This window comes from Parazoarcus sp. PS-13 R2A, from assembly GCF_057621855.1.
The window spans coordinates 1-26,023 of sequence record NZ_JBYEXN010000023.1; the positions used below are offsets into that span (position 1 = coordinate 1).

21 protein-coding genes are annotated in these 26,023 nt (G+C 61.3%); 18 read left to right on the top strand and 3 right to left on the bottom strand.

What is annotated here, in order from left to right; all coding sequences use genetic code 11:
• Nucleotides 1-168 precede the first annotated feature (168 nt).
• A complete protein-coding gene (locus AC22G6_RS17965) occupies nucleotides 169-834 on the top strand; it encodes an N-acetylmuramoyl-L-alanine amidase family protein (protein ID WP_487367968.1) in 666 nt (221 codons plus the stop codon).
• 30 nt (nucleotides 835-864) lie between these two features.
• Here the strand turns inward: AC22G6_RS17965 and AC22G6_RS17970 are convergent, their stop codons facing one another.
• The gene (locus AC22G6_RS17970) at nucleotides 865-2,247 is read right to left on the bottom strand and encodes a cyclic di-GMP phosphodiesterase (protein WP_487367907.1); all 1,383 of its coding nucleotides are present in this window, start codon (nucleotides 2,245-2,247) and stop codon (nucleotides 865-867) included.
• A 98-nt stretch (nucleotides 2,248-2,345) separates the two neighbouring features.
• Here AC22G6_RS17970 and AC22G6_RS17975 point away from each other — a divergent pair, with 98 nt between their 5' ends.
• Genes AC22G6_RS17975 through AC22G6_RS17985 form a run of 3 tightly spaced genes read left to right on the top strand, consistent with a single transcriptional unit; the run spans nucleotide 2,346 to nucleotide 6,491 of the window.
• Nucleotides 2,346-3,716 (top strand): sensor histidine kinase, encoded by a 1,371-nt coding sequence (locus AC22G6_RS17975; RefSeq protein ID WP_487367908.1) that lies wholly within the window; start codon nucleotides 2,346-2,348, stop codon nucleotides 3,714-3,716.
• Nucleotides 3,713-5,029, top strand: a complete 1,317-nt coding sequence (gene nosR / locus AC22G6_RS17980) for a response regulator c-di-GMP phosphodiesterase, NosR family (RefSeq protein WP_487367909.1) — start codon at nucleotides 3,713-3,715, stop codon at nucleotides 5,027-5,029. Before AC22G6_RS17975 ends, nosR begins: the two co-directional genes overlap by 4 nt.
• A gap of 22 nt (nucleotides 5,030-5,051) precedes the next feature.
• Nucleotides 5,052-6,491 carry a hemerythrin domain-containing protein gene (locus AC22G6_RS17985; RefSeq protein WP_487367910.1) on the top strand — a complete coding sequence of 480 codons (1,440 nt, stop codon included), beginning with the start codon at nucleotides 5,052-5,054 and terminating at the stop codon, nucleotides 6,489-6,491.
• A gap of 30 nt (nucleotides 6,492-6,521) precedes the next feature.
• Here the strand turns inward: AC22G6_RS17985 and AC22G6_RS17990 are convergent, their stop codons facing one another.
• On the bottom strand, nucleotides 6,522-7,916 hold the full coding sequence (locus AC22G6_RS17990; RefSeq protein ID WP_487367911.1) for an undecaprenyl-phosphate glucose phosphotransferase: 1,395 nt from the start codon (nucleotides 7,914-7,916) through the stop codon (nucleotides 6,522-6,524).
• A 219-nt stretch (nucleotides 7,917-8,135) separates the two neighbouring features.
• Nucleotides 8,136-8,651 carry an FxDxF family PEP-CTERM protein gene (locus AC22G6_RS17995; RefSeq protein ID WP_487367912.1) on the bottom strand — a complete coding sequence of 172 codons (516 nt, stop codon included), beginning with the start codon at nucleotides 8,649-8,651 and terminating at the stop codon, nucleotides 8,136-8,138.
• 387 nt (nucleotides 8,652-9,038) lie between these two features.
• Here AC22G6_RS17995 and epsL point away from each other — a divergent pair, with 387 nt between their 5' ends.
• From epsL to AC22G6_RS18065, 14 genes are all read left to right on the top strand, one after another.
• On the top strand, nucleotides 9,039-10,253 hold the full coding sequence (epsL, locus tag AC22G6_RS18000) for an XrtB/PEP-CTERM-associated polysaccharide biosynthesis outer membrane protein EpsL (RefSeq protein ID WP_487367913.1): 1,215 nt from the start codon (nucleotides 9,039-9,041) through the stop codon (nucleotides 10,251-10,253).
• A 415-nt stretch (nucleotides 10,254-10,668) separates the two neighbouring features.
• Nucleotides 10,669-11,625, top strand: a complete 957-nt coding sequence (locus AC22G6_RS18005) for an EpsD family peptidyl-prolyl cis-trans isomerase (protein ID WP_487367914.1) — start codon at nucleotides 10,669-10,671, stop codon at nucleotides 11,623-11,625.
• A 105-nt stretch (nucleotides 11,626-11,730) separates the two neighbouring features.
• The gene (epsE, locus tag AC22G6_RS18010) at nucleotides 11,731-12,540 is read left to right on the top strand and encodes a polysaccharide export protein EpsE (protein ID WP_487367915.1); all 810 of its coding nucleotides are present in this window, start codon (nucleotides 11,731-11,733) and stop codon (nucleotides 12,538-12,540) included.
• 14 nt (nucleotides 12,541-12,554) lie between these two features.
• A complete protein-coding gene (epsF, locus tag AC22G6_RS18015; RefSeq protein ID WP_487367916.1) occupies nucleotides 12,555-13,940 on the top strand; it encodes a chain length determinant protein EpsF in 1,386 nt (461 codons plus the stop codon).
• A gap of 69 nt (nucleotides 13,941-14,009) precedes the next feature.
• Nucleotides 14,010-14,894 (top strand): chain length determinant protein tyrosine kinase EpsG, encoded by an 885-nt coding sequence (gene epsG, locus AC22G6_RS18020; protein ID WP_487367917.1) that lies wholly within the window; start codon nucleotides 14,010-14,012, stop codon nucleotides 14,892-14,894.
• Nucleotides 14,895-14,965: 71 nt separating this feature from the next.
• The gene (gene xrtB / locus AC22G6_RS18025) at nucleotides 14,966-15,832 is read left to right on the top strand and encodes an exosortase B (protein WP_487367918.1); all 867 of its coding nucleotides are present in this window, start codon (nucleotides 14,966-14,968) and stop codon (nucleotides 15,830-15,832) included.
• Complete coding sequence (gene epsI, locus AC22G6_RS18030; RefSeq protein ID WP_487367919.1) at nucleotides 15,829-16,566, top strand: exosortase-associated protein EpsI, B-type; 738 nt, start codon at nucleotides 15,829-15,831, stop codon at nucleotides 16,564-16,566. Before xrtB ends, epsI begins: the two co-directional genes overlap by 4 nt.
• Before the next feature lie 140 nt (nucleotides 16,567-16,706).
• A complete protein-coding gene (locus AC22G6_RS18035) occupies nucleotides 16,707-17,708 on the top strand; it encodes a glycosyltransferase (protein ID WP_487367920.1) in 1,002 nt (333 codons plus the stop codon).
• A 3-nt stretch (nucleotides 17,709-17,711) separates the two neighbouring features.
• Entirely contained in the window at nucleotides 17,712-18,866 is a 1,155-nt protein-coding gene (locus AC22G6_RS18040) for a hypothetical protein (RefSeq protein WP_487367921.1), read from the top strand.
• Between the two features lies 1 nt (nucleotide 18,867).
• The gene (locus tag AC22G6_RS18045; RefSeq protein WP_487367922.1) at nucleotides 18,868-19,704 is read left to right on the top strand and encodes a glycosyltransferase family 2 protein; all 837 of its coding nucleotides are present in this window, start codon (nucleotides 18,868-18,870) and stop codon (nucleotides 19,702-19,704) included.
• A 1-nt stretch (nucleotide 19,705) separates the two neighbouring features.
• Nucleotides 19,706-20,761, top strand: coding sequence for a glycosyltransferase family 4 protein (locus tag AC22G6_RS18050; RefSeq protein ID WP_487367923.1), 1,056 nt, complete (start codon nucleotides 19,706-19,708; stop codon nucleotides 20,759-20,761).
• Between the two features lie 22 nt (nucleotides 20,762-20,783).
• A complete protein-coding gene (locus tag AC22G6_RS18055; protein WP_108948979.1) occupies nucleotides 20,784-21,608 on the top strand; it encodes a glycosyltransferase family 2 protein in 825 nt (274 codons plus the stop codon).
• Entirely contained in the window at nucleotides 21,599-24,469 is a 2,871-nt protein-coding gene (locus tag AC22G6_RS18060) for a DUF4838 domain-containing protein (protein ID WP_487367924.1), read from the top strand. Before AC22G6_RS18055 ends, AC22G6_RS18060 begins: the two co-directional genes overlap by 10 nt.
• 85 nt (nucleotides 24,470-24,554) lie before the next feature.
• Nucleotides 24,555-26,006 (top strand): mannose-1-phosphate guanylyltransferase/mannose-6-phosphate isomerase, encoded by a 1,452-nt coding sequence (locus tag AC22G6_RS18065; protein WP_487367925.1) that lies wholly within the window; start codon nucleotides 24,555-24,557, stop codon nucleotides 26,004-26,006.
• Nucleotides 26,007-26,023: the final 17 nt, after the last annotated feature.

Here is a 26,023-nt window from a genome sequence, read left to right on the forward strand (position 1 = left end):
TTGGGCACTGCGTCGCAACAATCCGCGCGGGCTTCGCGGCGGCTGTGCATAAGGATTATCGTGGATGGCGTATACGATGCTGGCGTTACACACTGCGGCCTTTCACGCACCGAGGTTTTCATCTTGCTTCAGACGTTTTTCCGCGCCGGTCTCATCTTTGCGCTGTTCATGGCAGGGGCACAGGCGCAGACCGTTGCCGTCGATATCGGCCACACGCTCGCGGCGAGCGGGGCGACAAGTGCGCGGGGGCGCAGCGAGTTCGAGTTCAATCGCGATCTGGCCTGGCAGCTGGTGAGTGCGCTGCGTGAGCGCGGGCTGACGGTGCGGGTCATCAACGCAGACGGCGAGATCCCCAGCCTGCGTGCCCGGCCGGCGCAAGCGGCGGCCGAAGGTGCCGAGCTGTTCATCTCCATCCATCACGATTCGGTGTCCGCACACGAGCTGCAGCCGTGGACGTGGAACGACCTGGCGCTCGACTTTAACGACGAATTCGCCGGTCACTCGCTGTTCGTCTCGCGCGAGAATCCCGACTTGCCGCGCAGCCTGCTGTGCGCGCGCGTGGCGGGGGCGCGGCTCCAGCGGCTGGGTTTCGTCCCCACGCACAAGAATGCGCGTCGTCGTCCCTACGCCGATGCCACCCATGCGGTGCACTATTACGATGGTCTCGCCGTCCTGCGCCACGCTACCATGCCCGCGCTGCTGTTCGAGGCGGGCGTGATCAAGCACCGGGATGAAGAACTGCTGTTGCGCGACCCCATGCGACAGGCGCGCATGGCCGACGGCATTGCCACTGCCATCGCCGCTTGCCTGCGCAACGGCGACCCCGTCAGGTAGCGGCAGGCCTCGCTGCCCGGCGCGCGCCTGCTACGTGCGTTTGCTGTGGTAATAACTCATCTTGCGTCGTGGTGACAGATAGGCGAGCGCAGCGCGATCGAGCTCGCGCGGGTTGAGCACCACGTCGATCTCAACATCCGCATGTTCGATCAGGTCAACCACCAGCGCTTCTTCGCGCGGTATCGAGGGGTCGAACACCATCACCGAGGGGCGCAGCAGGTCGGCGTGGTTCACAGCCACCACCAGCGCAATGTTTCCGTTCGACAGCTGTACCAGCGATCCCGGCGGATAGACTCCGAGCAGGCGGATGAAAGCCTGCAGCATGGCCTTGTCCCAGGCTTCGCTCTCATTACGGAACATGTGGGTCAGCGCCTCGGCCGGCGTCATGGCCGCGTCGAGGCTCAGCGGATTGCACAGGTTGTCGTAATGGTTGGTGATGCCCACCAGTCGCGCAAGCAGCGGCACGTGCTGCCCGCTCAGTCCCTTGGGGTAGCCTTTGCCGTCCATCCGTTCGTGGTGATACTCGATCACGTCACAGGCCGCCGTGGTCAGGCTGCCCAGTTCGCGTGCAATCTCGCTTCCATAAGTGGTGTGCAGGCGGAAGAAATCCTCTTCATGACGGTTGCGCCTGTCATTGCGTAGCACGGTTTCGGGCACCTTCAGCTTGCCGACGTCGTGAAACAGCGCCGCCTCGCCGAGCACCCGCAGTATCTCCGGTGGCAGCTTGAGCTCGCGCCCCAGCAGGATGGACAGCACCATCACGTTGAGCACATGGAAATATGCAGTTTCGTCGGCCAGCTTTTCGTTCATCAGATGGATCACGATCTCGCCCGCCTCGGCGAGCCCATCCACCGTATCGCCCACCAGCTTGCGCGCGGTGCTCACCGCCTTGTCGCCGGCCGGGAAGACATCCCGCATCACCGACTTTACCCCCGCAGCTGCCGCCGCATAGCGTCGCTCGCAATGCGCAATCTCCGCCCGCCGAGCCGCCAGCCGTTGTGCCTGCACCTCCTTCTCACTCACGCGCGGCGCAGCCGGGTCTTCCGTCTCTCCGGAGCCGTCCTCCACTTGAGGCAGACCTTCCCCTGCCCCCGCATCGTCCTCCGCGCCCTCCGCGTGAGAAATGCTTTCCCCCCTCGTCCCCGCGCCAGCCTCCGCAGCCCCGGACCCCACCCCGCCGTCAAGATCCAGTGGCCGCGCCGTGCTTCGCGCGGGGTAATACGTAATGGTGGTCAGCCCCAGTGCCTGCAGCTCGCGCACCTGCGTCGCGGAGGTGATCCGGAACTGGTTGAACATGAAGTTATGCGCCATCCAGCCCAGGTCGAGGCGGACAAACAGACCCGGACACAGGCGTGCGGGGTCGATGGCGACGCCCTGCTCATCATCTGCCGAACTCATCAGTTTGTTGAACACGCTTGCTGCTCCTTGTTCCCGGGCGATGCCATATATCTGGATTTTAGTCTGCGCTGCCGATATCCTCGCCTGATGTCCATCAAGTGGAAACACGAACAATGGCCGCATCCGCGCCCCCGCGGTTTCACTCGCACCCCTTGCCATCGTGCTGGTCGGCGTCCGGCGCCGACGATTCAGGGACGTGTTGGCAACTTGCGCTCGAGTGCGGCGGCGATGGTGTGTGGGACTGGAACATCCAGAACGGCAAGGTGTTCTATGGCCCCCGATTCAACGCCCTGTTTGGCTACGACAATGGCGGCTTTGGCGATGATAGCGAAGCTTTCGTCAATCATGTTCATCCGGATGACATCGGGCGCCTGCGCCAGCACCTGAGCGCGCATTTTGCCAACGAAGATACGCCATTCTGCTGCGATCTGCGAATGCGCGACTCCAACTACGAATACCGCTGGACGCAGGTCCGCGGACAACTCATCGAGCGCAGCGCCGACGGTCAGCCGGCCCGCATCCTGGGCACGCTGCGCGACATCAGCCAGTGGCGCCAGGACGAAGCGGTTCTGAAGGCACAGCTCGCCGAGACCGTGCACCTCAACCAGCAACTCGAAGGAGCCCAGGTTCAGCTCGTGCAGTCGGAGAAGCTCGCCGCCATCGGCCAGCTCGCCGCAGGCGTTGCCCACGAACTGAAAACGCCGATTGGCTTTGTCAGTACCAACTTTGGCACCCTCGAACGCAACGTCGGCGACATGCTCAGCCTGATCGCGGCCTACCATGCCGTGGCCGCGTCGGACGATCCGGCGCAGGCGCTGGCGTCTGCCGAGGCGCAATATGTTGCTGCCGACATCGGTTACCTGCGCGAAGACCTTCCGGCGCTGTTCGCAGAAAGCCGCGACGGGCTCGACCGCGTGCAGCGCATCGTTCGCGACCTCAAGGATTTCTCGCGGGTCGGCGAGCAGGAGTGGCAGTTTGCCGACCTCCATCGCGGGCTCGACTCCACCATCAACATTCTGCGCTACGAGATCAAGCACAAGGCCGAGGTCATCCGCGAATACGGCGAGCTGCCCGAAGTCTGGTGCGTGCCCTCGATGATCAACCAGGTGTTCCTCAACCTGCTCGCCAATGCGGCGCAGGCCATCGAGCACCAGGGCACGATCACCGTCGTAACGGCGGTCGAGGGCGACAAGGTGCTCATCCGCATCACCGACACCGGCAGCGGCATTCCCCCCGACATCCTCAATCGCATCTTCGCACCCTTCTTCACCACCAAGGGCGCAGGCAAGGGCACCGGGCTCGGGCTGTCGCTGGCGCAGGACATCATCCGTCAGCACCACGGCAGGCTCTTTGCCACCAGCGTGCCGGGGCAGGGCAGCACCTTCACCATCGAGCTGCCGCTATCGGAACTGCAGCCGTCGGCCCCGCAACCCGGATCTGCACCCGACACCCTCAAGCCCGCCGATAACGGGAACAACACATGACCACGACGCCCGTCCCCGCAGTCGAGACCCCTCAGCCGCCCACCCTGCTGCTGGTAGACGATGAGGCCAACATCCTGTCCAGCCTGCGCAGGCTGTTCCGGCCGCAGGGCTACCGGGTGCTAACCGCGGAGAGCGGCGACGAAGCGCTGCAGCTGCTTGCAGCCGAACCGGTCGATCTGATCCTGTCGGACATGCGCATGCCGGGCATGTCCGGTGCGCAGTTGCTGGCCACGGCCTGCGAGCGCTGGCCCGATACCGTGCGCATCCTGCTCACCGGTTACGCCGACATGAGCTCCACGATCGAAGCCATCAACCGTGGCCAGATCTACCGTTACGTATCAAAGCCGTGGGAAGACGACGAACTGAAGCTGCTGGTCCGCGACGCACTCGAACGCAAGTATCTCAAGCTCGAGAACGAGCGCATGACGCAGACGATCGCCGAGCAGAACGAGCAGCTCCGGCACTTCAACGCCGAGCTCGAGGCACGGGTCCAGGCTCGCACCAAGGAGCTGAGCGAAGCGCTCTCCGCCACTGACAAGGCGCATCGCGAGCTGCACCAGTCCTACACCAGCACCGTGCGAGTGTTTTGCGAGCTGATCGAGTCTCGCAGTCCGATTCTCAAGGGGCACGGGCGGCGCGTTGCCGACATCGCGCGCAACATCGCACGCAAGCTGGGCGTGAGCGATGCCGAGCAGCAAACCCTGGTGCTCGCGTCCATGCTGCACGACATGGGCAAGATCGGCCTGCCCGACGAGCTCCTCGCAAAACCCTACAGCACGCTGCATGCTGAAGAGCGCAGCGTGGTCATGACGCATCCGACCCGCGCCGAAACCCTGCTGATGGGCATTTCGCCGCTGCGCGAAGCCGCTTCGGTCGTGCGCGCCCATCATGAACACTTCGATGGCACCGGCTACCCCGATGGCAGTGCCGGTCTGGCGATTCCGCGCCTCGCTCGCATCCTCGCGGTGGCAAATGCCTTCGATTCGCTGCAGCTCGGCACCATGGTCGGGCGCACGCTCAGCCCCAAGGACGCCCTCGATTTCATCGTCGCCAACCGCGGCAAGCGCTACGACCCTTCCGTGGTCGATGCCTTCGTCAGCGTCGGCGTGTCCCTGAAAACCGAGCGCGCGAACAGCGAGCAACGGCTGCGCCCCGCAATGCTCAAGGCCGGCATGGTGCTGGCCAGAGATCTGATCCACGCGGACGGATACCTGCTGCTGAGCAAGGGCTTCGTCATCGATGACGCGATCATCGAGCAATTGTTGCGCCTCGAGCGCACGGAGGGGCGAGCCGTCATCGTCTCTGTTGCCTAGTCACCTACCAAACGGGAAAGACATGAGCACCGAACACGTTGCATCCGACGGCCCCTTCATCTGGGCCGACTATTTCGAAACAGGTCTCGGTGAAGTCGACGAGCAGCACTTCAAGCTGGTCGGCCTGGTCAATCAGCTCGGTGCACGTCTTGCGACCGGACACAGCCTGTCAGCTGCCGAGCTCGACCATGTCATGGGCGGCCTCGGGCGCTATGCGCTGCTGCATTTCCGTACCGAAGAAGAAATGATGAAGCAGCGCGGCATCGACCGCCGCCACTTCGAGAAACACTGTGCGGCGCATGCAGAGTTCGCCTCGCAGATCGACTCCCTCGCGGCTGCGATTGCGTCCGGTGAGGGCAGCGTCCTCACAGAGCTGCTGCGCTACGTCTCGAGCTGGCTTGCGCTTCACATCCTCGGCATCGACATGTCGATGTCACGTCAGCTGCACGCCATGAAAGATGGCGCCAGCGCGGCCGACGCCTATGACCATGATGCAAGCACGGCCGACCCCGCCAACCGGGCACTGGTCAGCGCCGTGCACACCCTCTACACCACGGTGGCCGAACGCAATGCCGAGCTGATCAAGGCCAAGGCCGAACTCGAGCAGCGTGTCGCCGAGCGCACCGCCGCCCTGCAGGACGCGGTGCGCCACCTCGAGGCGGCCAAGGAAGAAATCGTCCAGTCCGAAAAAATGGCCGCCCTCGGCCAGTTCGCCGCGGGGATGGCGCACGAACTCAACACCCCGCTGGGCTATATCGGTGGCAACCTGAATGCGCTGGGCGGCTACTGCGAGCAGCTCGTGAAGCTCAGTGAGGTCGCCGACAGGCTCGTTGCCGAGGGTGCATCCGCTGCGGAATGGAATAGCGCCTGCGAGCGCGCCGATCGTGATTTCGTGCGCGAAGACGCGCCCCAACTGCTGACGGAGTCCCGCACCGGGCTGGATCGAATCCACCGCATCGTCGAAGCCCTGCGCTGCAGCGCAGGTGGTGCCGAAGAAGAGCCAAAGCCCACCGAACTGCATCGCATCGTCGACGAGGTGCTGCTCACCTATAAGGCGAGCGCTCCGGCCGAGGTCGAGTTCGACGTGTCGTGCGAGGCCAATGCGGTCGCCATGGTTTCACCGCGCGGGCTTGCCGTCGCAATCGACGAGATGCTCGACAACGCGGTCAAGGCGGTGGCCGGAAAGGGTGGGGTGGTTCGCTGCAGCACCGGCTGCTCGGGCGGCATGGCCTGGCTGGAAATCGCGGATACCGGGCCGGGCATCAACAGCGCCATCGCCCAGCATGTATTCGAGCCATTCTTCACCACACGCGCCGTTGGCAGTGGCGCCGGGCTCGGCTTGTATCTGGCCTATCAGACGGCACGCCAGCACCACGGCTATATCGAACTGCGCAACACCGGCCCGGGGGCGGTGTTCCGCCTGGTGCTGCCGGCGCTGGGTGCGGAAGGCGCGGTGGCATGAGTCTCGCCTCCCTCCGCAGGAGCTGCCCGCTCAGTAGGCGTTGCGGTCCTTGATGACCAGCAGCGCGGTCTTGATGATGATCCACAGGTCCATGCTCAGCGACCAGTTGCGCAGGTATTCGAGGTCGTACTCGATGCGCTTTTCCATCTTGTCCACCGTTTCGGTTTCGCCGCGGTAGCCATTGACCTGCGCCCAGCCGGTAATGCCCGGCTTCACCTTGTGCCGCACCATGTAACCCTTCACCAGCTTGCGGTAGGTCTCGTTGTGCGCCACCGCGTGCGGACGCGGGCCGACGATGCTCATGCGGCCCTGGAGCACATTCACGAACTGCGGCAGCTCGTCCAGCGAGGTACGGCGGATGAAGGCACCAAACGGGGTAATGCGCTGGTCGTTCTTGGTGGCCTGCTTCACCACCGCACCGTTGTCGGTGGCCGTCATCGAGCGGAACTTGTAGACAAGAATCTCCTTTCCATCGAGCCCGTAACGGCGCTGCTTGAAGATCACCGGGCCGGGGGACGACATCTTTACGCCGACCGCAAGCGCGGCCATGATCGGCGTCAGCATCAGCAGGATCAGCATTGACAGCAACACGTCGGATGCACGCTTGATCACGCCGCTGAAGCCGGTGAACGGCGTTTCGCAAACCGCAACGACCGGCATGCCCCCGACACTGTCAAGGCGACCCTGGATCAGGTCGGTCACGAAAATGTCCGGCACAAAGTAGATCGACGCGGTCGTGTCTTTCAGGTCATCGAGGAGTTGCAGGATGCGCGGCTGGGTTGCCATCGGAAGCGCCAAGTAGATCGCTTCGACGTGGTGGCGCTTAACAAACTCGGCCAATCGACTCATCGTGTCGAGGATGGGCACGCCATTCGTCGGCTGCAGACGGTCGCTGCTGCGGTCGTCGAAGAAGCCCAGCACCTTCGTGCCCAGGTAGGGGTTGTCGCGAAACTGCTGCGTCAGGCGAATGCCGATGTCGTTCACGCCCGCAACCACTGCGACCCGCTGGTTTTGCCCCATGGAGATGACGCGCGGCAGCGTGGAGCGCACCAGCACATGACTGCCAATCAGCGCGAACGGCGTAATCACAGCCCAGCTCAGGAGCAGATCCTGCGGAAAGTAATGGACGTAACCGGACACCACCCCAAAGGTGCCGAGGATGCCGACGAACAGCAACCAGTTGGAGAATTGCTTGCGCAGCATCCTGCGCGGTATTTCATGAAAGGCGACGTTACCCGGAAAACTGAGCGCGAAAGAGAGCGCGCAAAGTATCAGGTAGTGAGGACCCATGCGGTCATTGAAGTAAAGTGCGCTGCAAAGCAGCACGGAAACGATGATCGCAGGGTCAAGAAATGCCTCGATCGCACTCGTCAGTGTAAAGCTGCTTCTACGGAGTACGTTCTGTCTGTCGATGGCCGCGAACATATGCATTATTCCTAGTCATTGCTGCTATGCAACATGCTTAGAGTATAGCATTGCGAGTTCTTGCGCAGGTGTGGAAGGGGTGCTCTTGGCGCCGTGCTTGGCCTTTTCGGTAATGAAGTACGGACACGGATGGGGAAAGTGCAGACGCGGCCCGGTTGCTGGCCGCGATCCGCTTGTTTCAGCTAGCCGCAGATGAACGATCTGCGGCGGTTCCGAACGTCAGGCTTTGTCGCCCATCCTGCGACGGGCCACTGCGCCGATCAAGCCGAGACCGGCCAGCATCATTGCGTAGGTTCCCGGTTCCGGCACCGGTTGAGTGGTCACGGAAAATGCGTACAGACCACCCTTCGGTCCGGTTGCGGTACCGGACACTTCAAAGTAGTAGTCGCCGGCTGCGAACGTGCCCGTCCCATAGAGCGTGTCGGCCGTGCTCGCCGGATTCGCGTTCAGGTCGTAAAGCTCGATACCGCTGGACGTGAACAGGCTCGCGCTCAGGCCCGTGATGTTGTACCACGTTCCCAGGATCACGTTGGAGATCCAACCGGCTGACTCGAGAGGGGTGGCAATCGAGAAGTTCCAGGTGTCGGTGAAGCTGGTTCCGGAAGCAAAGGTGCTGCTGAAGTCACTGAGGACCGTGCCCGGAGTGATCGTGCCCAGATCATAGACTGCGGCGCTGGCGCTACCCGCGAGGCTCAATCCAAGAACGAGGGCTGCGACTGATTTTTTGAGCTTCATGAATAAAATCTCCTGATGGGGTTCGGGGGTATTAACGACCATCGTGCTGTTGGCGCCGTGCCATGAAGATCTGTTGATCACCAGTCAGCGCTGAGAGATAAAAAGCACAAACTGTGCCCGCGGCGAGGGCGTCTGGAATAAAGGCGATCCCGATCAGTTGCTTGTGCACTGCGACAACATTCGCAAACGAATGTCATGCGGTGTCAAAAACGGTGAAGTGTAAAATAATCCGACACATCGTTTTGATGCTATGCAGTATGTTCATCGTGACTTGAGGGGGTGGCTCGTGCAGAATCCGGGAGAGTCTGCAGGCTGAAGATGTCACCAGGATGAAGGCTGTGCAGCGCACTCGAGAATGTAACAGGGGAGTCGATACACTCCGGAGCCATGGCAGATACGACAAGCAATTATCGAACCGGAGCTGTTCAGGTCGCAGCCTTCGCAGCGCTGGTCGTGGCGCATGCGCCGGCCTGGGCTGATGAGGCCGATGCGATCAACTTCGGTGTGTCGCAGACTGTCACCCGTGATGACAACCTCTATCGACTTGCAGATGGCGAGGAGCCGGAGGGCGGTGAGCGTGGCGACACCATCAGTGTGACGGCCGTTACGGCGGCATTCGACCGTGTATACAGTCGCCAGCGCTTGCAGGCCGATCTCGCAGTCACGCATTCGGCCTATGCGGTTCACGATGACCTTGATTACAGTGCGCCCCGGCTCAGACTGGCGTGGGACTGGCAGATGGGCAATCAGTGGAGCGGGGCGCTCAGTCACAGCTACAGCGAAGCGATGACCGACTTTGACGATACGGCCGGCTCAAACCAGACCATCAGTCGCAATGTGCGTACCGCCGCGAGCGCAAACTACTGGTTTCATCCTGATTGGGCTGTAGGGGTTGGGGCTTCGCGGTTGAGCTACAGCTATCTGGACAATGCCAGTCCGGAGTCGGAGCTCGATAGTCGGGATGTGGATGTGAACGTCACCTACCGTCCTTCCTCGGGTAATCGTGTGGTGTTTACCGCGCGCCAGACCGTTGGTCGCTACCCCAACCGCGCCGACGTAACGGGCTCGATTCGCGACTACCAGCAGCGTGATGTGCGTGTTTCAGGTGACTGGCGATTGACCGGGGCGTTGCGCCTGTCAGGCTATTTCGGTGTCACCGACCGTAGTTATGACTCGGCGCCCAACCGGGACTTTCAGGGCTATACCGGGCGTCTCGCCCTGCAGTGGGTGCCAACGGCCAAAACTGCAGTGACGCTTTCGTGGCGGCGGGAGATCGGTGCCGAAGAAGATCTGGTGGCGAATTATGCGGTTACGCGCGTTGTTTCCATTGCGCCAACGTGGGCGATCTCCGACAAACTCCGCCTCGGGGGCACCTTCGATGTCCGTACTCGTGATTACGGTGGTGACCCGGAGCTTGGCTACGATGGCCTCGTGGATGCAGGCGATTATCGTACAACCACCTATGGATTCAACCTCAGTTACCAGGCGATGCGCGCGCTCAGTTTGAGTGTTGGTCTGGATCGGTCTCGAAGATCGTCTGCGGTCGCTGCCAGCGATTACAAGGCGACATCCATCTGGTTGTCCGGGAAATTTGCCTTCTGATGCCTCGAGTCTGGTTCCACGGTGGTGCATTTTTCTGCTTTATGCACCCTGTCAGTGCCTGATGGCATATGCGGTGCTCGTGAATCAGCATTCTGCAGCGTGATGCCATCAGCTTGACGCGCTTTCATGATGTTGTTATGTTGCGCTGCAAAACAAAGTGCGTACGGCTTGCCTTTTTGGTGCGTGCTTCCTGGCCGGTCACGCGACCCTTCCCTTGAATATAGCTGCATTGCAGCACGATTCGGTCGTGTCGGCCCGAAGTTTGCTTTCAGTTGGCTGGAGGGCGTTGTGAAACATGATTCCGGAATGTGAAGTCTGTCATCGACGCTAAACGGCGGACTGTTAAGCTGACGTTACGAGAGCGTTGTCAGCGTGAAGTTCGATAAGCCTGGTTTATTAAATCCGAGGTCAGTTAATGTTCCAACCCGTTCGAGTGGCGCCCTTGCTTGCCGTGATTGTCATCGGACTGCTGTCGGGCTGCGGCGCTGAAAAGAGCGCCTCCAAGCCGGCGTCTCAGGTCGCAGCCAAAGTGAACAAGGAAGAGCTTTCCGTTCATCAGCTGAATGCCCTGCTGATGCGCTCCGGAAATGTGCCCGCCGATCAGGTCAAGCAGGCCAGCGCAGCTGCGCTCGAGCGCCTCATCGATCAGGAGCTGCTGGTTCAGCAGGCGAAAGAGCGCAAGCTCGATCGAACGCCCAAGGTTATGGAGGCCATCGAGTCCGCACGGCGCGAGATCCTGGCGCGGGCCTATGCCGACCAGGTGGCTGGTTTTGGCGGTCGTCCCAGCGCCTCGGAAGTCAGCGCGTTCTATGAGAACAATCCGGGCCTCTTTTCCAAGCGCCGCATCTATGATCTTCGCGAGCTCAGCATTCGCATTCCGGCTGAGCGCTACACGGAGTTGCGGGATGCCGTCCGGGGGGCCAGCACGCCTGAGGAGGTGTCCCGATGGCTGACCGAGAAGAGCATTCCGTTTACTGCCGGTGACGGAACGAAGCCTGCAGAGCAGTTGCCCATGGAAGTGCTCAACGGACTGGTGCAGCTTGAAACGGGGCAGGCGGCCGTCAGTCGCACGCCTTACGGCGCCCTGATTCTGTTTCTTACCGGCTACCGTGATGAGCCGATCGATCGTGCGAAGGCCCAGCCCTTCATCGAGCAATATCTGCTCAATCAGGCCAAGGTCGAACTGGCCAAGGCCGAACTCAAGCGTCTGCGCGAGATCGCCAGGATTGAATACGTGGGCGAGTTTGCTACCGTCGCCGCCGCGGCCGATGACGGCGGCAGCGTTGCGGCGCCCGAACCGCTTCCCGAGACCGCCGGGTCGATTGCCGGTTCGGGCTCTGCGCTGGAGAAGGGGGCTGCGGGTCTCAACTAGATTCCGCCCCATGGTGGGGCTCCCTGCAAGCCCCGATGCCGGAACTGATGTGCCGGCGGTTTCAAGACAACTGGTTCAATCCTTCCGAGCCGAGATACGAAAACTATGACCTCTTCTCCATCCCGTTTCCTCGCCACACTGCTGCTTCTCGTCTTCGGCTTCATTGGCGTGGCGTCGGCCGCGGCAGAGCGGGAGTATGTCCTCGGGCCCGGAGACATCGTGCGCATCACGGTGTTCCAGAACCCTGACCTTACGACCGAGACCCGGGTGTCGGAAAACGGCACGCTCACCTTTCCCCTGATCGGCTCGATCGCCGTCGGCGGCCAGAGTACAACCAAGGCCGAGAACACCATCGCGACCCGCTTGCGCGAAGGCGGTTTCGTTCTCATGCCCCAGGTCAATGTCCTTCCCGTGCAGATCCGTGGCAACCAGGTCGCGGTGCTTGGCCAGGTCAATCGTCCGGGGCGTTTCCCGATGGAAACGGCCAACCTGCGACTCACCGACATGCTCGCCATCGCCGGGGGTATCTCGGCCAACGGTGCAGATACGGTCGTCCTCGTGGGCGTTCGTGAAGGAAAGCAGATCCGTCGCGAAATCGACATTCCCGCACTCTTCATGAATGGCGATCTTGCAAACGATGCTGTCGTATCCGGGGGCGACCTGATCTATGTTCATCGAGCCCCCGTGTTCTACATCTACGGCGAGGTTCAGCGTGCAGGCGCGTTTCGCCTCGAGCGCGGCATGAGCGTCATGCAGGGGCTGGCCGTGGGTGGCGGTACGACGGTGCGCGGCACCATTCGGGGGCTTCGAGTTCACCGCCGTGGCGCGGATGGCGTATTGAAAGTGATCGAGCCTGAACTCGACGACCTGCTCCAGGTAGATGACGTCATCTACGTAAAGGAAAGCCTGTTCTGACCAGGGGACCGCACATGACTTTTCAGCAATTCTTTCAGATTCTTCTGGCGCGGCGATGGACGGTGGTTGCCATTTTCGTGGGCGTCGTCGTGGTCGTGATGGGCGTCAGCCTCGCGTTGCCAAAGAAGTACACGGCCAACGCCTCCGTGGTCGTCAATGGCAGTCGTGGCGACCCGCTGCTTGCGTCGTCGTCATCCGGTCAGACCATGTCGGGCTACATCTCAACACAGGTGGACATCATCGCGTCGAGCCGTGTGGCCCAGCAGGTTGTCTCCAGAACCGGCATGGATCGCCTGCCGGCTTTCCAGGAGCGCTGGCGGGAGGCCACTGAAGGCGTCGGTTCGCTGCAGGCGTGGCTGGGCGATTCGCTGCGCAGGGGGCTCGACGTGTGGCCCTCCCGCGAAAGCAGCGTCATCTCAATCAGCTACACGGCAGCCGATCCGGAGTTTGCCGCAACCATCGCGAATGCCTTCGCCGAGGCCTATATCGAAACGACGCTGGAACTCAAGGTCGAGCCGGCGAAGCAGTATGCAAGCTGGTTTAACGATCGCACACAGGGTCTCCGCGACGAGGTCGAGATCGCGCGCAAGAAGCTCTCCGACTATCAGCAGGAACACGGCATCGTGGCTTCGGACGAGCGGTTCGACGTCGAAAGTGCGCGAATGGCCGAGCTGTCGAGTCAGCTTGTCACCGTGCAGGGTCAGAAGGTCGACAGCCGCTCGCGGAAAAGCCAGTCGGGCTCGGCCGAATCCCTTCCCGAGGTAGTGCAGAGCCCGCTGGTGTCGTCGCTCAAGGGCGATGTCGCACGTATCGAGGCGCAGCGCGAACAGGTCATTGGCAGGCTGGGGCCCAACCATCCGGATCTGGCGAGAATCGATGCCGAGCTGGCGTCGATGCGCCAGCGCGTTGCAATCGAAACTGAACGCATCGCACGCTCGCTGGGCACAAGCGAGCGCATCAGCATTGCGCGCGAGGCTGACATCGCGTCCGCGGTCGAAGCGCAAAAGGCCCGCCTGCTTGAACTCAAGGCGCACAGAGACCGTATCGCAGTGCTGCAGCGCGACGTCGAGAATGCACAGAATGCCTACGATCTGGTCACGCAGCGGCTGATGCAGACCAACCTCGAAAGTCAGACGCAACAGACCAATATCGCAGTGCTGACCTCGGCCACAGTCCCGTCGTCACCCTCCAGTCCCAGGCTTCTGCTGAACGCATTGCTTGCCTGCGTATTCGGCGCAGCTCTGGGTTGCGGTGTTGCGCTCCTGCTCGAACTGATCAACGCTCGAATCCGCTCTGCTGACGACCTGTTCAACGAACTTGGGTTGCCCGTTCTCGGCTCCATCCCCCCCGATAACCCGGGCAGGAAAGGCTGGCGCTGGAGGACTGCAAATGCTGCCTGAAGTCCGAGCACTCAATTTCGCTGAAATCAGCAACGCCGCCGGCAGAGCCGCCGGGGCAGGAGAAGGCGCATGAACATGATCCATGACGCAAGCCAGCTGTTTGCCGGTAACGGAGCGCCCGCCGGGCGTTCCATCGGCGCGATTCTGATCGACACCGGACGTCTCAAGCCTGCGGATGCCGAGCGCATTCTTCGCCTTCAGCGCGAACAGGGCATGATGTTCGGCGACGCCGCCAAAACACTCGGACTTCTGAGTGAGGCCGACATCCAGTTTGCCCTGTCGCAGCAGTTCGACTACCCCTACCTGCAGTCCGGCCAAAGCTCGGTCGCCACCGAAGTGGTTGCCGCCTATCAACCGTTTTCGCTCAAGGTCGAGGCACTTCGTGCCCTGCGCAGCCAGCTCATGCTGCGCTGGTTCGACGTTGCGCACGAGCGCAAGACGCTCGCCATCGTCAGTCCCGACCGCCGTGAGGGTCGATCCTGGCTCGCCTCGAATCTGGCAGTCGTGTTCAGTCAGCTGGGCGAACGCACATTGCTGATCGACGCAGACCTTCGCAACCCTTCGCAGCACACCCTCTTCGGTATCGAGAATCGCACGGGGCTTTCCACGCTGCTCTCCGGTAGAAGCAGCCCCGATGCGCTGCAGCGTATTCCCGAGCTGCTCGGGCTCTCGGTTCTGCCGGCAGGCTCAACCCCGCCCAATCCCCAGGAGCTTCTCGCCCGTCCGCTGCTGCCGCAACTGCTCGCCCAGTTTGGCGAACAGTTCGACGTCATCATCCTCGATACGCCGCCCGGCAGCGAATATGCAGATGGGCAGACACTGTCCGCCCGCGCAGGGGCGGCGCTCATGGTCGCACGGCGTGATCAGACGGGCAGCCGGAACCTGCGCACGTATGCAGACAGCCTGCGCCATGGCGGCTGCACGGTCATCGGGTCGATTCTCAACAATCAATGAGGGCGATCTCTTGAAAGCCCCCCTCTCGCCGAGCGCATGCACACGCCGCGAGGCTGACGCCGGAGTGCAGAATGCCAACGCGTGACATTCGCACATACGCTTCGTGGCTCATCGTGCTCGGTGGCCTCTGCTTCATGTACGTCCCGATGGTCGCGGACTTTTCGGCGGGCATATGGGCAACGGAAGAGCAGGTTCATGGCCCGATGGTGCTCGCCATTGCGGTCTGGCTGATCTACCGGAAGTGGCCTGCATTCTCTTCAAACGACGACCGTCCGGTGCCTGCACTCGGCTGGCCTCTGCTGGCAGGTGGGTGCGTCCTCTATATCCTCGGCCGATCGCAGGGGATTGATGGTGCGCAGGCACTCTCCCTGCTCCCGGTACTAATTGGCACGGTTCTGCTCTTGCGAGGCGCAAACAGTCTCAAGCAGATCTGGTTCCCGGTCTTCTTCCTGTTCTTTCTGGTCCCGCTGCCTGGTCCCGTCGTGGACTCCCTGACCATGCCGATGAAGATTGCGGTGTCCTACGTCGCCGAGAATGCGCTGTTCGCCCTTGGATACCCGATCGCCCGCGCAGGCGTCATTCTGCAGATCGGGCAGTACAAACTCCTCGTTGCCGACGCCTGTGCCGGTCTGCAGACGCTGCTCGCGCTCGAATCGCTCGGCCTGCTCTATCTGAACGTGGTGAGGCACACCTCGCTTCTGCGCAACATCACACTTGCGGTCCTGATCGTGCCGATCTCCTTTACTGCGAATGTCGTCAGGGTCATGGTGCTTACGCTGATTACCTATCATTTTGGTGACGAAGCAGGACAGGGCTTTCTTCATGGCTTTGCCGGCATGGTGCTCTTTCTTACGGCCCTGCTGATCATCATCTCTGTTGACGCGCTGTTGCGCGTCATTACAGGCCATCGCAAGGTGGTTGCAGGGGTGCCGGCATGAAAGCGCTCAGTTTGCCCGTAGCCATCGCACTTGCGGTGATCATGATGCTCGCCCTCGTGGTGGCAGAGCATTTCAAGCCGGTCATCAAGCTCTCCGATCTGGGCACCAAACTCGATCTTGAAGCCATGCTCCCGGATCGTTTCGAAGGGTGGCAACGTCTCGACAGCACGCCGGTCGAGGTCATCAATCCCCAGGCAAGCGTGCTTCTGGACAAGCTCTACTCCCAAGTGATCAATCGAGTCTACGTCAACCAGGCCGGCCAACACGTCATGCTGTCCGTCGCCTACGGAGAGGATCAGCGCGGGGGCCTGCAGGCACACAAGCCTGATTTCTGCTATCCCGCCCAGGGCTTCACCGTGACATCCACCCAAGCCGGGCTGTTGCCCACCCCTTATGGAGATATACCGGTCGTTCGTATGGAAACCCGAGCTGGCTCGCGCTTTGAACCGCTCACTTACTGGACCACAGTAGGTGATGTTGCCATTTCAAGTGGGTTTCAGCGCCGAATGGTGGAGCTTGACTATGGCTTAAAGGGATTGATTCCGGATGGACTGGTGTTCCGTGTATCGAGCATTGAGCGCAATTCAGATTTTGCATTTCAGCTTCAAAGCGAATTTGCCGAGAGCCTGCTCTCTACGATGGATTCGGGGGCACGCATGCAGGTAGCGGGGCTTGGTAAGCCTAATGACGTGAGAAAGTCATTGGTTGGTTCCGTTTCTGAACGAAATTCATGACCGAATCGGTACTTCGCGCAAAGGTAATGCTCGGCCTTCTTTGGCCGCCCGTTCGAAATCGTGGGGCAAGAGTTGGACGCTCGTGCTCTTCATGAAGGTGAACGGTCTGCGAGTGGTCAACTACTTTGAAGGTGTTCGTAATGAGCCGTAATTCAGGCGTACTGTTCTCTGGATTTAAGTGGGACCATCATGACGATGAGTCCGGATATCATCACTTGGTCAGTTCTGCAGCTGATTACGTTGATGGTGCTCGCCTTTGGGGAGGAGGTGCGAGTGTCGGGTCGGGTAAGCGGAAACTGAATTTTCTGTTGAACGATTTGGTCACGATATACCGTGCGTTGCGTTACCGGGCAGTGGTGATCTTTTACCCCGAACAGACTGCCTATATCTCCGCACCCATCTTGAGACTGTTTGGAAAAAAGGTTGTATACGTCCTCCATTTGGGCGAGGACTACTGGTTCGAGCGTAACGATTCGGTTTTCCTGAAACTCAAGCGCTTCAATCTGCGCTTTGTCAGCCGTTTCGTCGTGCTCACGTCGCAGCAACAGGCGGTTTTCGAGCGTCGCTTTCCTGGTCGTGTAACCAAGATTCCTCACGGCACCTGGTGTTCTGACGGCGATGGGCGGGCTGAGGTTATGCCGTTGCCCGCGATTACGGTAGTGGGCGACAACTACCGCGATTACGATTTGCTGGCGGAGATCATCCGTCGCTTCGCCGTGGCGCTGCCGGAGCTACATTTCAACCTCGTTGGCATGAAGTACGAGAAGCTCGGCGAGTTGCGGCATGCGCCCAATGTGATTTGCCACGGTCGTCTCAGCGCCAAGGATTATCAGACCCTCATTTCCCGGTCGCTGTTCGTGCTGCTGCCTCTCACCTTTGCGACCGCCAACAATGCGCTGCTCGAGGGCCTGAGAGAAGGAGTGCCGGTGATCTGCAACCGGGTGGATGGGGTGCTTGAGTACCTGCCAGGTCCCGAGTACGCGTTCGAGTCGTTGGATCAACTCCTTGGCATGGCCACGAGGTTGTTGGCGATGGATCTCGAAGCACGAAGTGCCGAAAGCTCCCGGCTCCTCGATTTTGTCCGACGCGAGTATGCGTGGGATGTGGTGCGACGCCGCGTGTGTGACTACGCCCTGGGCTAAGCCATGGAAAAAGGAGCAACGGCATTCTCTGATCCGATGCGACTCGTGCTGATGAGCGGCCTATTGTTGCTGCCGATTCAGTTCGTGCAGATCGGGCCGGCACAGCTTTCGCAGTTGTGGGTGCTTGCAGCACTGATGTTCGTTATGAGCCGTAACCTCCTTCGTCCTGGGGTTGTCGAGGCGCTTGTATATGGTCTTTTCCTTGCGGTCGCGCTCGTTCTGACCTTTGCGTCAGGCTACGAACGGACGAAGGCTGTCGAGCAGGTGATCAAGTTCGCAGTGTTGTATCCGGCTTTCTATCTTGTAGGCCGTGCGCTTGGCGATCACTACCTGAAGCGGTCGCTTCCGTTCGGTTACTTGTTTCTGGCCGGACTGCTCGCATTTGAATTCGCTGTGCAGTTTTTCGAGCTTCCTGTGATTCATCGCTACGTGGCGTTTATGCAGGGCGCGCTTTACGGCACGTTCAAGGAGCGGAACTGGTTGGCGATTTTCTTCTTTCTGTGCAGCTACCTACTCTTTCTGCAGTCATCACGGGACATCAGGTCGGCTGTCCTCTTCGTCGCTCTTTGTATTGTGGTGGCCTTGCTGAGCGAGTCGAAGACGATTCTGATTCCGGTGGGCGTTGTTCTGCTGCTTCATTTTCGCGCCGGTGGTGTGCTCAAAGCGATTGCAATCGGCGCAGGTGCGGCGTTGTTTTATTTCCGCTTTGGGCCGGAACTGAGTGGCGACCTGTTGCGGGTGCGACTGGAGGAAGAGCGCGGTCTGGCCTTCATGCAGTCGATCGACCTGATTGCACGTGATTTTCTGGGTTATGGCTTCGGTTTTGTCGAAGCGCACTTTTCGGGCTGGTGGATTCCCATTAGAGGGCTGGGGGCCGGCACGAACTCGGTTTTCAGCTCACCGCTTGATCTGTTTTTGATTGCGGGCGCTGTTGGTCTGTGCATGTGGCTGGTGTTTTTTCTCGGAGTGGGGCTCGGTATGCGGGTGATGGGGATGTTGCTCCCGGTGGCCTTGTGGTCGCTGGTCAACCCGCTTCACCAGTCGGAAATCGTCTATCTGTTCATGGGTGTGCTGGTGTCTTTCGGGCTCGGCGAACGGAGACAGGTCGTGATTGCGCCGGTCGGGCGCGGGCCAGCCAGTATTCAAGGAGCGACTTGAAATGAAATTTTCATTGGTAATGGCCACCCTTGGCCGCAGTATCGAGATCGAACGCCTGTTCGAGTCTCTTGTGGCACAGCGCCACCAGAATTTTGAGTTGCTGGTGATCGATCAGAACGAGGATGACCGCGTCAGCCGCCTCGTCGAAGCGTTCAAGGACCGCCTGGAGATCATTTACCTGCGGTCGGAGAAGGGCCTGTCGCGCGCCCGCAATGTAGGCTTGAAGCATGTGAGCGGCGACGTGGTCTGCTTTCCGGACGACGATTGCTGGTATCGACCTGATACGCTGGAATTCGTCGCGGAGCAGTTCCGTCGTGATCCTGCGTTGCGTGGGCTTACGGGGTCCAGCGTGGATGCGAACGGTGTGCCGTCACAGGGGCGTTGGGCGACCGAAGCACTCGCGGTCAATCGTTACAACATCTGGACCTGCGCGACTTCTTACACAATCTTTCTTCATGTTGAGGCGGTTCGGCAGGCAGGTGGCTTTGATGAGCTGCTTGGGGTTGGCTCAGGCTCGAGGTGGGGTGCTGGGGAAGAGGTCAACTACTTGCTGGGTGTGGTCGGTGCGGGGATGCCCGTTCGCTACCAGCCCGAACTCCGCATCCATCATCCGGAGCCACTGATGGTGATGGACGAGCGTGCATTCAAGCGCGCAAGGCTCTACAACCGTGGGTTTGGACGGGTGCTGGGGCTTAACCGCTACCCCGCGTATTTCGTGCTCTACCTGGTGGCGCGATCGGCTGCGGGGTGCATCGTTTCGTTGCTGAAGGCGGACCCGAAGCGTGCGCGCTACTACTGGATTGCCGCTTCGCAGCGCTTGCTTGGGTGGGCGGACTGAGATGACGACGTCGAGCGCCGGGGCGCGTTATCAGGTCTTCTCGGACATGCGCTGGCCCGAAAAGACCGGTATCGGCAACGTCATGACAGCGATGGTGGATGGATGTCCGGGTCATGCCGAAGTGGTTGATCTGGATGTCCAGGGCCGCATTGGCAGTCCGTTATCGCCATTGGCGGTTTCCCGCAGCTTGCGGGGGAAGGCGCTTGATGGCGGTGTGTTCTGGAGCGCCGGCTTCGTGCCGCCTTTGTGGTCGCCGGTGCCTAGCGTGGTGACCGTGCATGATCTGACCCACCTTCACTTCTACAGTCGCGCGCATGCGCTCTACTACCGTCATTTCTTCCTGCCGCTCTACAGACGCTGCGAGGCTGTGGTGTGCGTGTCAGATTACACACGGCGTGAGTTCATTGAGTGGTCGGGCATGCCGGCCAGTCGCGTTCACGTCGTCCTGAACGGGGTCAGCCCGCAGTTTTCCGCCAACACCGAAACGCTTGGGCTGCCCTACCGCTATGTGCTCTATCCGGGCAACCATCGCAGCTACAAGAACCTTGATCGGCTTGTCTGCGCCTACGCGCGCTCGGGCTTGCGTGACATGGATGTTCATCTGGTCATGACCGGCACCGAGAATGTCGAACTGATGAATCTCGCCCGGAATGAAGGCGTTGAAGCATATGTGCATTTTGCCGGACGCCTCGCCGATGCGGATCTGCCGCGCATTTACAGGGGGGCGGAAGCGATTGCCTTCGTCTCGCTATATGAAGGTTTCGGCTTGCCGATCGTCGAGGCCATGGCTTCGGGTGTTCCGGTGCTGACCTCCAACGTATCTGCCATGCCTGAGGTCGCAGGCGACGCCGCGCTCATCGTCGATCCGTACTCCGTGGACGACATTGCGCGCGCGCTTCGCCAACTGATGGTCGAACCGGGTCTGAGAGCCGAGCTCGCGGGGCGCGGCCGGGAGCAGGTCAGGCGTTTTGATTGGACCGCGTCGGCGGATGCGCTGTGGAGCATTGTCGATGACGTGGTGAGTGCGGGCGGACGGTGTCTGCAAGGGGCGGTCTAGTGCAGTGCTTGAGAGGTTCGGAATGAATATCACACGAGTTAACCCGGTTATCGTCAACTTCCGTACACCGGATCTGACATGCAAGTGCGTGGCTTCCATTCTTGAGCATGGGGTGGCCGCCGCCAAGGACATCATCGTCGTGGAGAACGGCTCTCCCGACGATTCCTTCGAGCAGCTGTCCGCCCGATTGCCGCCAGGCGTGCAGCTGATCCGGGCAACGCGCAATGGCGGCTTTGGTGCGGGGGTCAACCTGGGCGCGGCCGCGTGCTCGCTCGATTTCGTGCTGGTGCTCAATCCCGACACGTACTTCGAGGATGACAGCCTAGAGCGCGTTGTCCGCTACTTCGACGCGCGCCCCGACGTCGGGCTGGTCGGGCTCGATCTGGTGTATCCCGGCGGCGAGCGTCAGCATTCGGCAAGGCGCTTCTACAGTCTGCTGGATGTTGCCGCCCGCCGCACACCACTGGGCAAGTACTGGCCTTTCAAGTCGCGCATGAAGCGGCACCTGATGCTGGATGCGTGGGCGCCGGGGCTGCCGTTTGAAGCCGAATGGGTCATGGGTACGGGCTTTCTTGTCCGGCGAGCGCTCTACGAGCGTGTAACGGGCATGGATGAAGCCTATTTCCTGTACATGGAAGACGTCGATCTTTGCGCGAGAGTGTGGCAGGCCGGGGAGAGAGTGGTGTGCTTTCCCGGCGCGCGCCTCGTTCACGACCACCAGCGCAGCAGTGCCGCCGGTCCTTTCAGCTGGGCAGGGCGAATGCACCTCAACAGCCTGATGCGGTTCCGGAGCAAGTTCCGTGTCCCCCTGCTGCGTCAACCGGGTATTGAAGGCCTGTGGAAGTAAGGATTCTTCCCTTCCTGTGGGCGCTCGTCGCCCTGCTTGCTGGGTTGATGCTGTCGCCGCTTGCGCTGGCAGCTGAGCCCGGAGACGGTGCGCCGGTTATTGCCAACGGCGGCTTCGAGGCGGGCAAAGCGCCGTGGTGGGGCAAGGGCGACGTCGTCAGCGGCGGTGCCGCCGAGGGCAATGCCTCGATGCGGGTGACGGGCGGCTTCGTGGCCCAGGACAAGCGCACCATCAAGGGGGGCAGTCGTTACCGGATCAGCATGCGTATTCGGGGTGAGAACGCACCCGCAGGCTCGGTATTCGTTCAGTTGAGCTACCGGGGCGAGGGGGTCGATCAGGGCTGGGCTGGCCCGGCACGGGTGGCGCTGGGCGGGCGCACCGAACCGGCACTCTTCGTGACCGGCGAGACATCCACCTGGCGCCCGCATTCGGTCGTTGTCGCAGCGCCTGAGGGCGCAAGCGAACTCCTGCTGTACCTGCGCAAGGTCAGCGGAACGAATGGCGCAGCCTATTTTGATGCGGTGAGGGTGGAGTCGACCACCGATCCGGTCGACACCGCGGCGACGCTGCGGCGTGATGAACTTGCGGCAGAACTGCTTGAGGCAGATGGTGCGACCCCAGTGCCCGTTGCCGGCGTCGCGGACCGTCCGCCTGCTCGGCAGACTCCACCGCTGCTCACCCTTTCGGAGCCCGGCCGGAGCAACTATCGCATTCAGGTCGCCGTAGACGCAGACGCGGTGACCATGCACGCGGCTGGAGAGCTTGCACGATATCTGCAGTTGATCACAGGCTCGGGCTTCCTGCCGCTGACATCGTCTGGCGATGGCAGCGCACAGCGTCTGATCGTCGTCGGGCAGGGCGCAAAGGCGATGGCCGCACTGGCGCCGGATCTGTCGTTCGAGGGCCTGGGCGAGGACGGCTTCCTTATCCGGACGGTTGGCGAACACATCCTCATTGCCGGCCAGACTTCGCGCGGGACGATGTACGGGGTTAACTGGTTTCTTGATCGCAAGCTCGGCGTGAAGTGGCTCAGCCCGACCTATGTGCATATCCCGCGCCAGACCAGACTTGCGATCGCGCCGGTAACCGAACGCCAGGTGCCGCGCTTCTCGTATCGCGAGGTGCTGAGTTCGGAGGGCGAGGACAAGCGCTTCCGTGCTCATAACCTGTTGAACGGAGAGTCGCACGGGCCCTCGTTTCAGGCCGGGCCGCCCGAGATCGATACCTGGGACCGGAGCTGGCGTGCCAAGGGGGGCGACGGCACGTTCTGGGCCTTGCTGGACAAGAAGAACAGCGAAAAACTGCATCCGGAATGGTTCGCGGGTGGGCAGGTCGCGATGATGAATCCCGACATGCGGCAGGCCATGGCAGAGGCCATCATCAAGCGTCTCAAGCAACACCCCGATTACCGCAGCATCTGGTTCGACATCCACGACATGGATTGGGGCTGGGACATGGACCCGGCGAGCCGCCGCTTTGCCGAGCAGCACGGCGGGTCTCCTGCCGCACCACGGCTGGACATGGTGATCGATGTTGCCGAGCGCGTCCGCAAACACATGCCGGGCGCCCGGTTTGCGTTCAATGCGTATCACTGGAGCTTTTCGCCGCCAGCTGGCATGCGTGTGCCCGACCACGTCATGGTTTTTCCGATGACGATTCATGTTGACTACCGCTACCCGCTCAATGAGGGCAGTAACCGGCAGTTGGGTGAGGATATCGCTGGCTGGAACCGAATTGCGACCAACGTGTTGGTGTGGGATCACATCACCAACTTCAGTGGCTTCCTGCAGCCAACACCAAACATCTATCCGATTGGTCAAAGCATCCGTTGGCTGGCAACCCTCCCGAATGTGAATGGCTATTTTGCCGAAGGTAGCTGGAACACGCCCGGCGCCGAATTTGCTGCGTTGCGGGTATGGCTGATCGCGCGCTTGCTGTGGAATCCCGATCAGGATGTGCGTGCGCTCGTTGCCGAATACTGCAGTCTTTATTTCGGAAATGCAGGCCCGGTCGTTCATCGCTACATTGATCTGATGCACGAGGCGATCGCGGCGAGTGGCGATGTGTTGTCGGAAAAGAACCAGGTCGATGCAAGGATGTTTTCGCTCGACTTCGTGTCTCGGGCGGACGTGCTCTTTGACGAGGCGGAGCGCCTTGTCGCAGACGACTCAACTCGGTTGAAGCATGTGAGAGCGGCACGCATGCCTCTGGACTACGTGGTGCTTGTGCGCCGCGCCGAATACCAGGCACTGGCAGTGGGCGGGACCTGGCAACTGGATCTCGAGCACCGTCGGAACAGGATGTTCGAGTCCGCGCGTGCAGAAGGGGTGCGGCAGTTCCGGCAAGACGGAAAGCTGGAAGAACTTGCTGGGCTGATTGCGCTCGAGCGAAGGCCGGCGTCCGTGCCGGAGTTCATGGACGGTGTTGTTGATGCGGAGTGGGTTGACTTCCAGGATCTGGCCTTCAATCGATACTACGGCGCAATGATCGTTGAGGACGTCGCTGCATCCGACGGCGCTGCCGTCCGGATGCCGGGCAACTCCGGTGCATGGTCGGTTCAGTTCAAGCTCGACAAGTTGCCGGCAGACGGAAGCTGGGATCTCTATGTAGCGCTCCGTGCAGACTCAACCGGTAATGTTGGCTCAGACGCATTCGCAAGAGTCGGATCGTATCCACCGATGAACCGGTTTGTTGCAGCGCGCCGTGCCAACGGACATCTGCAGTATCAATACGTGAAGGTTCCTGGCGGACCGTTTGCGCGAGAGATCAATCACGAGAAGGGTGTCTACGTGCAGGCACTTCGGGCTGCCGGCGTCAGCAGCGTACTTGTGGATCGCGTGGTCGCAGTTCGCGTGCCGTAGGAAGTGCTGGTGACCGGGCGAGCGTTGTTGTATCTTCAATGCATGTTGCAGTGCACTAAAATATAAGTGCTTCGGAGGTTTCCTTGTGGCGATCAAGACGGTAATTCTTTCTGGCGGTTCCGGCACACGGCTGTGGCCTGCGTCGCGTGAGTCCTATCCCAAGCAGCTGCTGCCGCTGACCAGCGATCACTCGTTGCTGCAGGAAACCGTGGTGCGGCTCAATGGCTATGCGGGCGGCGAGGTGGATGCACAGCCGCTGGTGGTGAGCAACGAGGAATACCGTTTCATCATCGCCGAACAGATGCGCCAGGTGGGCGTTCGCTCGGCGCAGATCGTGCTCGAGCCGGTGGGCCGCAACACGGCGCCGGCGCTGTCGCTGGCGGCGCTTGCCGCGATGGCCGAGGGCAAGGACCCGGTGTTGCTGGTGATGCCGGCCGATCATGTGATCGTCGATGTGCCCGCGTTCCAGAAAGCCATTGCCGAAGGGGCGGCGCAGGCCGAGGCCGGTCGCCTGGTGACCTTCGGCATCGTGCCCGATCGCGCCGAAACCGGTTACGGCTATATCCGCGTCGGCCCGCTGGCGGGTGACACCGACAGCGCCCGCGTGCTGGCCGAGTTCGTCGAAAAGCCGGACGCCGACACCGCCACCCGCTACGTGGAGAGCGGCGAGTACTTCTGGAACAGCGGCATCTTCATGATGAAGGGCTCGGTGTGGCTGAAGGCGATGGCGCATTTCCGCCCCGATATCAGTGCCGCGTGTGATGCAGCGTTTGCAGGACGTTCGGTGGATGCCGACTTCCTGCGTGTGGACAAGGCCGCATTTGTCGCCTGCCCGTCGGATTCAATCGACTACGCCGTGATGGAAAAGCTGGGCACTGCGCCCGGGCTTGGCCAGGGCGTGGTGGTGCCGCTGTCGGCCGGGTGGTCGGACGTGGGCGCGTGGGACGCGCTGTGGGCGGTGTCGGAGAAGGATGGCGACGGCAACAGCGGGCGTGGCGAAGTGATGTTCGAGTCCAGCCGCAACACCCTGGTGCACGCGATGCACCGCATGGTGGCTGCGGTGGGCTGCGACGACATGGTGGTGGTGGAAACCGCCGATGCGGTGATGGTGGCACACAAGAGCCGCACCCAGGACGTGAAGAAGGTCGTGGAACGGCTCAAGGCCGAGGGCAAGAGCCTGACGCGCAGCCACCGCAAGGTGTACCGCCCGTGGGGCTGGTACGACTCGATCGACTTCGGCGAGCGCTTTCAGGTCAAGCGCATCGTGGTGAGTCCGGGCGCGACGCTGAGCCTGCAGATGCACCATCACCGCGCCGAGCACTGGATCGTGGTGAAGGGCACGGCTGAGGTCACCAACGGCGAACGTACCTTCCTGCTGGGGGAGAACGAATCCACCTACATCCCGCTGGGCCACACTCACCGTCTGGCGAATCCCGGCAAGGTGCCGCTGGAGATCATCGAGGTGCAGTCGGGAAGCTACCTGGGCGAGGACGACATCGTGCGCTTCGAGGATACATATGGACGGGCTGCGAGCTAGTGCATGCACAAGGAGAC

Coding starts and splice junctions, on each gene's coding strand:
- epsI (WP_487367919.1), top strand. CDS start 15,829: ATGAAAGCGCTCAGTTTGCCCGTAGCCATCGCACTTGCGGTGATCATG.
- AC22G6_RS18040 (WP_487367921.1), top strand. CDS start 17,712: ATGGAAAAAGGAGCAACGGCATTCTCTGATCCGATGCGACTCGTGCTG.
- AC22G6_RS18045 (WP_487367922.1), top strand. CDS start 18,868: ATGAAATTTTCATTGGTAATGGCCACCCTTGGCCGCAGTATCGAGATC.
- AC22G6_RS18005 (WP_487367914.1), top strand. CDS start 10,669: ATGTTCCAACCCGTTCGAGTGGCGCCCTTGCTTGCCGTGATTGTCATC.
- AC22G6_RS18055 (WP_108948979.1), top strand. CDS start 20,784: ATGAATATCACACGAGTTAACCCGGTTATCGTCAACTTCCGTACACCG.
- xrtB (WP_487367918.1), top strand. CDS start 14,966: ATGCCAACGCGTGACATTCGCACATACGCTTCGTGGCTCATCGTGCTC.
- AC22G6_RS18035 (WP_487367920.1), top strand. CDS start 16,707: ATGAGCCGTAATTCAGGCGTACTGTTCTCTGGATTTAAGTGGGACCAT.
- epsF (WP_487367916.1), top strand. CDS start 12,555: ATGACTTTTCAGCAATTCTTTCAGATTCTTCTGGCGCGGCGATGGACG.
- epsE (WP_487367915.1), top strand. CDS start 11,731: ATGACCTCTTCTCCATCCCGTTTCCTCGCCACACTGCTGCTTCTCGTC.
- AC22G6_RS17975 (WP_487367908.1), top strand. CDS start 2,346: ATGGCCGCATCCGCGCCCCCGCGGTTTCACTCGCACCCCTTGCCATCG.
- epsL (WP_487367913.1), top strand. CDS start 9,039: ATGGCAGATACGACAAGCAATTATCGAACCGGAGCTGTTCAGGTCGCA.
- AC22G6_RS17985 (WP_487367910.1), top strand. CDS start 5,052: ATGAGCACCGAACACGTTGCATCCGACGGCCCCTTCATCTGGGCCGAC.
- AC22G6_RS18050 (WP_487367923.1), top strand. CDS start 19,706: ATGACGACGTCGAGCGCCGGGGCGCGTTATCAGGTCTTCTCGGACATG.
- AC22G6_RS17990 (WP_487367911.1), bottom strand. CDS start 7,916: ATGTTCGCGGCCATCGACAGACAGAACGTACTCCGTAGAAGCAGCTTT.
- nosR (WP_487367909.1), top strand. CDS start 3,713: ATGACCACGACGCCCGTCCCCGCAGTCGAGACCCCTCAGCCGCCCACC.
- epsG (WP_487367917.1), top strand. CDS start 14,010: ATGAACATGATCCATGACGCAAGCCAGCTGTTTGCCGGTAACGGAGCG.
- AC22G6_RS17995 (WP_487367912.1), bottom strand. CDS start 8,651: ATGAAGCTCAAAAAATCAGTCGCAGCCCTCGTTCTTGGATTGAGCCTC.
- AC22G6_RS17965 (WP_487367968.1), top strand. CDS start 169: ATGGCAGGGGCACAGGCGCAGACCGTTGCCGTCGATATCGGCCACACG.